Below are 8,334 nucleotides of genomic sequence, written 5' to 3' on the forward strand. Positions count from 1 at the left end.
CCGCCGTGATCAGTGGGTTCCGACATACCCGCATCACACCACACCCCTCAGACAGAGGTTCGATTCCACTCATTCACATGAAGTGTCACTCTCGAACACTTGTACTCATAGGGGCCTCGGGAAGCAGTCATCCGGCCCGATGTCAGACGCTGAGCGCGGACGCGGCACCGGAACGCACGGTCCGGTGCGACACGTCGCGCTACCGAGCCGATTCGATCCGCGAAAGCACCCAGCCCCACTCCAACCGCTCCTGTTCGATCCTCAGCCCTCCTCCAGCGCGGAGGGCCGCGAGGGTCTTCAGTTCATCTGCCGTGAGCCGACTCGAGGACCCGAACGTGTTCTGGTCCTCCTGCACCGCGAGATCGCGGTGGGCCTCGAGGGTCGGGAGATCCATCAACAGGCTCGCGGCGGTGGGGAGCGTCGCGCGCAGGTCGTCCAGGATGCGAAAGCCCTGCGAGTCGAGGTCTCCCCAGTAGCGGACCCGCGCGGTCCGCATCCATGGGATCGGTCGAAGTCGCCCGCCGACTCCGAAGCCCAGACCCGCGATGCCGATCGTGGCCGGCAGCGACGGCAGGGCGAGCAGCGTCTCGAGGTTCTCGACGACCAGCACCTCGGCCGGCGCCGTGATGAGCGCGAGTTCGTCCAACGGGAGGGTCAGATCTTCCAGACCGCCCGGCCGCAACGCGGGGTCGAGCACGCGGACCCGTATCAGGACGGGCTTCTCTATCAGACCCAGCGATGCTCGACCGGTCAGCGCCTCGTGCAGCCGCGTGACCAGGCCGCGATGCTGCTCCAGCCACTTCGTGTGCACGCCGCGAACCGGCAGCTGCCGTAGTCGGAGGCGGGAGTCGGGATGGTCGATCAACCAGCCGAGCATCGCCCGCAATCGCTCGAGTTCGATAGGAGGCAGGTCGGCGATGGTGGACGCTGAACGGAGCAGCGCCGCGGTGAAGGGTTCCGTCTCGCCGAATCGGTCGCGGAGCGCGGCGACGGCATCCCTCATCCGGTGCCAGTCGCGCTGCATATCCCGCCCGGCGAACGCGGCGATGGCCTCCGCGCCGGTCAGAATCAGCCGCTCGGGCACCTGCTGGGTGCCGAAGCTCGGCCACGACCTGGTCACCCAACGCACGGCGCCCTCATCCCGCCAGGACCGCGCCCAGAGCTGCGCTGCGCCCGGCTCGGCCCGCACCGCACGTTCCGTCGGCGGATGCAGCGGCAGCTCGAGGACTGCAGCTGCGTGGTCCCCGACGCTCCAGTCGCGTCGATCCCGCTCCACCCTTTTGCGTGCGGCAGCACGGGCTGCCGCCACAGTCACCATCGAGGCCACCATCAGGCGTCGCCGTTGGACCAGTCGATCTGCTGCGTGACCGACAGCTGCCGCGTCGGGTTCGCGATCACGGTGATCCCGCCGACGTAGGGCTCGATCGTCTGCAGCAGCTTTTGCGGCGTCGCCAGGATCATGTGGAAGCCGAACTCGACGAACACATCCATCGCCATCCGCGTGTAGGCGCTGTCGGCCTTGTCGAACGCCTCGTCGAGTACGACGGTGGAGTACGTCGGGAGCTCGTGCTCGTCGGGAGCCAGCTGGTAACGGAGCGCTGCTGCCAGGCAGAAGATGACGAGCTTCTGCCGCTGGCCGCCGGACAGTCCTGCGCTGGAGTCGTGCACGCCGGCGATCGTCCCGTCGGGCGCGATCTCCTGCGCTTGGAAGGTGACGTGCTCGCGAGTGTCGAGCACGCGCCGGCGCCAAGCCGCGTCGGCAGATTCGCTCGAACCGAGCCGCTGCATCAGCGACTCGAGCACCGCGAATCGCTGCTCCGCGGCAATGAGGTCGGCGTCGTCCCACGCGCCGTCGACGACGCTGCGGAGGTCGTCGATGAACTGCGTGACCTCTGGACCGCGCTGCGTCTTCACGCGGATCCGCAGATGACGGTCGCGGTCGAACCTCGATCGGCCCAGGGATGAGTTCACCGGGTCGATCCGCTGCGTCACCAGCCGCGGCGCCTCCCGCAGATCGGAGAGCAGATGTCCCATCAGCTCGTGCGACTTCTCGCGCAGGAGCAGCCGGAACCGATCCTCGTGCTCGGGGAGTCCTCGCACCTCGATGCGCTCGCGCAGCGAGCGGTAGCCGCCACGGTCCTCGATGCGCGGGGTGAGGTCGGCGGCTGGGCCGGGCCAGCGACTCCCGAACGACCGGGCAGCCCCTTCGAAAGCCGACCGCGCGTCGCCCGCCCGCCGCGCAGCCGACTGCCCTTCGGCGTGGAGGTCGTCTGCGACGTGGCGCCCGGTCTCGCCGATCGACTCGCGGGTGAGCCGCCGCTGCGCCGATCGCCGTCGATACCGCCGTTCCAGCTCCTGCTGATCCTTCTCCAGGAGGCGCTCGGCGGCGGAAACGGCGCGCAGACGCTGGATGTCGCGCTGCAGCTCCGCGAGGCGATCTGTCGCCTGCCGGTGCGCGAAGCCGGCCTGCTTGTCCTGCTCACGGGCGTGGTCGACCGACGTCTTCGCCGCCGCGCGGGCGGTCAGGGCCGCCTGCAGGTCGGCGTCGCCGTGGGTGAGGTCGTGCAGGATCCGCCTTCGACGCTCCTCCTCCGCTGCAGCGGCCGGCACATCGAGCGACGCCCAGTCCTGCTGGAGCGCAGTCCCGAGCACGGACGCGCGGTTCAGCTGCAGGTCGCGGTCGCGCATCGCGGCGTCCAGACGGTGCTGCGCCGTCCGCAGCGCCGACTCGACCTCCAGCAACCGTGCCTTCACTGCGTCGACCTTGTCGTCGTTGCGGGATCCGAGCACCCAGGTGCTGCGGTCGCCGACGGCCGAGCGGTCGTCCTTCTCGTAGCGCCCGCCGGCCTTCTTCACCAGGCCGGCGACGGTGACGGCCTTCTCGGCGCCGTCGAGCTCGTCCGGGGAGTCGACGCACTCGTAGTCGTACTCGCGCGCGAGGCGCACCTGCAGCCAGTCCCGGAACGGTCCGTCGATGACGGTGATCCGGTGGAGGAGCGAGCGGGAGGCGCGGGTCGCGCGTGGCGCGTGATCCGGCAGCACGACGTCTTCGAACACGAGCCGGACGCCGACCGAGCGGCCCTCCACCCAGCGCCGAGCAGCGGTGAGGAGGTCGTGACGGACCAGCAGGGTCGTCGCGAGCGGACGCAGCACCCGCTCGATCGCGCCCGTCCAGTCGGCGTGCAGGGGTTGGACGTCGATGAGCTCGCCTGCGAACGGCAGCGCGGCCTCGGGCACGCGGAGATGGTCGGCGAGCGCTCGACGTGTCTGCGCCAGCCGGGTGGGCACGTTGCTGGTGGCTCGCCCGAGCTCGGCCAGGTCGGTATCGAGTGTCGCCTTCTCGCGGCGCCACCGCGACAGGTCCTCGTGCAGCTCGTGGCCGACGTGCTCCGGGCGCGCCGTGGAGGAGGCGGTGCGCTGCAGCTCCGCGTGCTCCTCCGCGGTCTGCGGGACGGCGACCCCGACACCGGACAGGCTCTCTGCGAATCGCGCCAGGCGGATCTCGGTCGCCGCGCGTGCCTCCTCAGCGCGTTCCAGCTGCAGCTGCTCGAGACCGATGCGGTCGCTCCCTGCGGAACGGGCCGCGGCGTCGGCGCGTTCGAGGTCCTCCTCCGCCCGCGTCAGCGCTGCCGCAGCGGCGCGCGCGACCGCGGCAGTCGTTCCGAGGGTCGCTCGCGTCGCCTCTTCCTCCTCGACCGTCAAGCGCAGTCGGAGCTGCTCCTCGAAGGGCTCCAGCACCCGGCGCAAGCCGTCCGCCCGCGCCTCCGCGGTGCGAGCCTCCTCGTACGCGGTGATGCTCGGCTCGAGGGCGCGCAGCGCATCGACCTGTTCGCGGGCCTCCACGACGAGGCGGTGCGCCTCCCGCAGCTCCCCGAACTGCTCGACGGCGTTGTCGGCCCGCTCGAAGGTGACGGGCACGTCGAGCATGAAGTTCCGGAACAGCTGATCCAGGCTGCCGAGGTTCTTCGCCGACTGTGTGCGGTGCAGCAGCTGCAGCGCGTTGTCGCCTTCGATGCCGAGCAGCCGCTGCGCCCGGGCGAAATACGCCTTGTGTGCTCCATTCGTCGTGACCACCGCACCCGGCCAGGCGGCCTTGACCCCGCGAGCGTCGATGTCCCGCTCGACGAACGGTCGCAGCGCGTCAAGCTCCAGATCCGCAGCGACCGCGAGAGCGAGGTCGTGCAGGTCCGCCTTGTCGACGCTGCTACCGCGGAGATGGAACAGTCGCGCCAGTGTGACGACGCCGTCCTGCCCGTCGGCGAAGCGCAGCAGGATCCCGCTCCAGGTCGCGCCGCGGCGCAAGTAGCTGCTGACCGCGCGGTCGAGCGTCTCGTCCGCCTCCTTGCTCCAGGCGCCGCGCACATAGCTGACGAAGCTGCGGTCGTCTCCGCGGGAGGCACCCTCCTGCGCGGCGGCGTTGAAGCGCAGCACGCGGGTCGGGGTGAGCACGGTCGCGATCGCGTCGAGCAGTGATGACTTTCCGCTGCCCGAGGCACCGGTGAACAGGTGCCCCTGCCGGGCGACGTCGATGCGGTACCGGCCGTCGAACGTGCCCCAGTTGATCAGTTCGATGCGGTCGAGCCGCCACTGCGCAGTGCGCGGGCCGGCGTCGTCCGTGAGCTCGAACTCCAGCAGCGTCACGATCCCGCCTCCCCGTCGTCCGTTGGTCCGTCCGACTCGGAGGAGGTGCCGCGCGCGACGAGTGCGGCGTACTCGTCGCGGATCGCCCGCACCTGGTCCGCATCCACGATGAGTCGTAATACCGGTGACAGCTCGACGCGATCCTCCTGCTCATCGCGGCCCGCGGCATGCACGACGCGGAGGGTGTTGCGCATCTTCAGCCAGGAGGCGTTCATGCGCTTCTCGAAGTCACGCTCATCGCGGTCGACGGTGCGGTAGACCGCGAGCTGCTCGAAGACCTCGTCCCTCCCGACGATGACGCGCCGCTCGCCATGGGCCGCAAGCAGCAGCTGTCGCAGCACGAGCAGCATCGTCGTATCCAGGAAGGTGAGTGGCGCTGAGCGGATCGTGCGCGGCAGCCCGAGGCCGTCGTCGTCGGCGACGTTGCGCACGAACGCGAACCCGGCGTCGGCGTCGAGCACGAGTTCCAGATAGAGGTCGTGAAGGCGCGACCGGATCTCGTCCTCGTCGGAGCGCAGCGCGGACCAGACGGCGGGGCTCTGCGTCGCCGAGAGGTAGGGACCCCGGATCAGTTCGAGCAGCGCACGCCTGGAGTGCTCGACGAGCCGCCCGGTGTCCCCGTCGAAGAGCGCGTCGTCGCTCATCCGGGCACCTCGTGGAAGACGAGGCGTGGAATCCGCGCACGGCGTTCGACCGCGTCGAGTCCGCGCCAGGTCACATCCTCCTCGCCGGTCGCTTCGGCGTCGGTCTCGCTGGCCAGGGTCACGAGCCCTGCGACGCTGGCGACCCCTTGCGTCGCGGGACGGGCCGCGATGACGTCTGCGACGCTCGCTGATCCCCGGTGTGCGAGCACTGCCGCGACGGCGCCGCGAAGCTCCTCCCAATCCACCTCCGTCTCCCGCGCGATCGCGCGCAGGGCGGCGAGATCGACGGGGGTGGGCGGTCGATCGACGATCGGGGCGGATGCGTCGAGCTCGCCGGGATGGAACAGCGCCACTGCGCCGGCGCTGCGGACGGTGAGAGAGGACAGCGGCAGCTCCACGCCGGTCTCCCGGTACGGCTTGGTGCTCCTGGCGGCGTCGATACCGAGTGCCAGGGTCTCCTGCACGAGGCGGCGCAGCGCCTGCTCGCGCTGGAACTCCTGCGTCTGCACGTACCGGCGGAGGCCCCTGGCGAACGTCGTGACAACGCTCTGCACCTCGCGCCCGTGGTCTCGGAGGGTGCCGAGGAAACGACTGAGGAACCGGCGCTCGGAGGCGGTCAGCCCACTGCCGCCAGGCGAGGCGACGAGCAGGTCCAGGTCCTCCTCGAGCGCCGCCCCGACGGCCGGGTCGAGTACCAGTGCGGTGAACGCGGCGAAGCTCCGGCCCTCATCGCTGTCGGTGATGACATCCACGCCACGGAAGACCTCGTCGAGCACGTGCCGGTCCGAGTCGTCGGCCTGCACGATCCGCTCGCGCAGATCGCGGTTGAGCGTCTCGAACCGCGCGCGGACCCGGCCGAAGTCGGTCGGCATCTCCTGCGCCTGCTGCAGCACGTCCCGGATCCCCTCGGCGACCCGATCGGGATCCGGTGCGTCGACCTCGCCGGCTTGGAGTCGCGCGATCCGCGCGTCCAGCTCATCGCGTTCCGCTCGGAGCGCAGTGACCCGCCGTTCGACATCCGGGTCGACCTCGATCGCGAGTCTGTGCACCTGCGCAGCGATGCTCGCGAGCCTCGACTCGGTGACGGATGAGCGCGGCTCGGCGAGCGATCCGAGCGTCCGGATCGCCGTCAGCGCCTCGGGTGACAACTCGAGCGTCTCGCCGCGTGAGTCCTCGGCGGGGCGGCGGAGCAGGAATCCTCCGGTGCGCCACTCGGTGACGTAGGCCGTGGCCGATCGCGGCAGGTCGAAGCCCTGCCCACGGAGGGCATCGAAGTCGGCATCGAGCAGCTCGACGAGGTCCTCGGCCGGCATGCGGCGCGTCTCGCCGCCCAGGTGCGCACCGAGCAGACCTGCGACGACGTCCGCGTGCTCCGCCCGCAGCAGGCGCCAGGTGACATCGAGCTCGCGGAGCTTCGCGAGTGCGAGAACACCGGCGACGGACCCACGCGCGACGGCCATCCGCGTCCCTTCCCGATAGTGGGTCCATCATCCACTGCTGGTCGGACACGGTCTTGGGCCGGAGGAGGGTGCCCGTCGTCCGCGCGTGAAGCGCTGAAGCATCGCCCCGCGATCCGTCCCCGCCTCAGGCCAGCACGCTCGGCAGCGACGACCAGGCCTGCGGAGCGCTCGTGACGGTCCGCCCCTCGGACGCCGATCGGTGGATCAGCTCGTCGAGGTACTGGTCCGCCGCGGCGTCCGCGATCCCGTAGAAGGGAGTGCCGTCGGCCACGTAGGTGGCCATCGATCGGAGCACCGTGGCGACGGCGAGCTCGTCGTCGGCCAGGCGCGCGGTGCCGAACCGACTCCTCCACAGCACCGTCTCGCCCACCCGGACGTCGCGCAGGTGGTACCCGTCGAGGTCGCCGTCGATACCCGTGGCATTCCGCACGAGCGGCATCGAGAACGGCTCACCCGGCTGCCGGATCGCGGTCACGAGGTCCTCGGCGAGCTCCCCGTGCGTGCCGCGGACCGCCATGCGGCGGGAGCGGATCGGCGAGAAGTACTGCTCGCCGGTGAAGTCGTAGACCGCGCTGACCGACCGGTCCTGCCAGACGAGGGATGCCACGGTGCGGGAGAAGGCCTCGACCCCCAGCTGCTCGGACCACCCCTCGCGGCCGAGGGGCTGCACGCCGCGATCGTTGAACGCCGTCGCCGTCACGCGGACCGGTTCGAAGCCGATGCCGAGCGCCGCCCTGACGACGCTCATCGCGTGGTAGTCGTGCGCGAACGACGCGGTCACGGAGACGGGCTCGCCGATCAGGCCCGAGCGCGCGACGGCGATCCGGGCGGCATGCATCGGCTGGAACCGGTACTGCTCCGCGCTCTGCAGCCGAGCGTCGGCGCCGTAGCGCTCGAGGAACGGCCCGACCAGCTCCGTCCGCTCTGCGATCGGCGTCTCGGACAGCACCGCGTGGCCGGCCTCGAGCAGCCGCCCGGCCAGCGGCAGGATCTGCGGCCACGGCACCGAGAGCAGGACGAAGTCGAACGGACCGCCGGCCAGGAACGCGTCGATGGAGGTGGAGGCGGGCACACCCTCCGCGGTGAGGCGCTCGGCACTGGCGTCCGTGCGCACGACCGCGCCGACCGCCTCGAACTCCTCGGGCAGCGCGCGGATCGCCGCGAGGTAGGGCGCCAACCGGTAGCCGCCTCCGACGAATCCGACCCGCATCGCGTGCTGCACCATCGACGCACCTCCTGCCTCGAGCGTAGGCGGCTCCCGATCGGGGCCTCCGGCTCGCGCCGCTGCCAAGATCGCAGCATGAAGGGAACAGGCCTCGCGGCGGCGATGCTGCCCCGCTTCCGTGCGGGGTCCGAGGTGTGGCGCTGGGACGCGGCCGACGCGCACGGCGCCGAGATGCAGGCGGCCGTCCGCGAGCTCCGCGCCCGGAGGCACGCGGCGGACCCCGCCGAGGTGCTCGACGTGGTGCAACGCGCCATCACGGCCTCGATCACAGTGATTCTGAAGGCCGACGATTCGAGCGGCGCCATCGGCGACGCGATCGCCGACCTGCTCGACCTGCACGTCGATGCGGCGCGGGAGGCGCAGA

Annotated in this window: 5 protein-coding genes and 1 pseudogene; 1 reads left to right on the forward strand and 5 read right to left on the reverse strand. The window is 70.9% G+C overall.

Annotated features, from left to right (window positions below; translation table 11 throughout):
• Positions 1-199: 199 nt before the first annotated feature.
• From ACFE67_RS12645 to ACFE67_RS12665, 5 genes are all read right to left on the reverse strand, one after another.
• The gene (locus ACFE67_RS12645) at positions 200-1,330 is read right to left on the reverse strand and encodes a Wadjet anti-phage system protein JetD domain-containing protein (RefSeq protein ID WP_375407235.1); all 1,131 of its coding nucleotides are present in this window, start codon (positions 1,328-1,330) and stop codon (positions 200-202) included.
• Entirely contained in the window at positions 1,330-4,641 is a 3,312-nt protein-coding gene (locus ACFE67_RS12650) for an ATP-binding protein (protein ID WP_375407236.1), read from the reverse strand. The genes ACFE67_RS12645 and ACFE67_RS12650 overlap by 1 nt, the downstream gene beginning before the upstream one ends.
• A complete protein-coding gene (locus tag ACFE67_RS12655; RefSeq protein ID WP_375407237.1) occupies positions 4,638-5,285 on the reverse strand; it encodes a DUF4194 domain-containing protein in 648 nt (215 codons plus the stop codon). The genes ACFE67_RS12650 and ACFE67_RS12655 overlap by 4 nt, the downstream gene beginning before the upstream one ends.
• Complete coding sequence (locus ACFE67_RS12660; RefSeq protein WP_375407238.1) at positions 5,282-6,745, reverse strand: DUF3375 domain-containing protein; 1,464 nt, start codon at positions 6,743-6,745, stop codon at positions 5,282-5,284. The genes ACFE67_RS12655 and ACFE67_RS12660 overlap by 4 nt, the downstream gene beginning before the upstream one ends.
• A 124-nt stretch (positions 6,746-6,869) precedes the next feature.
• Complete coding sequence (locus tag ACFE67_RS12665) at positions 6,870-7,970, reverse strand: Gfo/Idh/MocA family protein (protein WP_375407239.1); 1,101 nt, start codon at positions 7,968-7,970, stop codon at positions 6,870-6,872.
• Positions 7,971-8,045: 75 nt separating this feature from the next.
• On the opposite strand from ACFE67_RS12665, the pseudogene ACFE67_RS12670 reads away from it, so the two are divergent.
• A pseudogene (locus tag ACFE67_RS12670) lies at positions 8,046-8,334 on the forward strand (hypothetical protein); the annotation flags it as partial.

The organism is uncultured Amnibacterium sp., assembly GCF_964244015.1.
In the GTDB taxonomy this organism is placed as follows: Bacteria; Actinomycetota; Actinomycetes; order Actinomycetales; family Microbacteriaceae; genus Amnibacterium.

Coding starts and splice junctions, on each gene's coding strand:
- ACFE67_RS12645 (WP_375407235.1), bottom strand. CDS start 1,330: ATGGTGGCCTCGATGGTGACTGTGGCGGCAGCCCGTGCTGCCGCACGC.
- ACFE67_RS12655 (WP_375407237.1), bottom strand. CDS start 5,285: ATGAGCGACGACGCGCTCTTCGACGGGGACACCGGGCGGCTCGTCGAG.
- ACFE67_RS12660 (WP_375407238.1), bottom strand. CDS start 6,745: ATGGCCGTCGCGCGTGGGTCCGTCGCCGGTGTTCTCGCACTCGCGAAG.
- ACFE67_RS12665 (WP_375407239.1), bottom strand. CDS start 7,970: ATGGTGCAGCACGCGATGCGGGTCGGATTCGTCGGAGGCGGCTACCGG.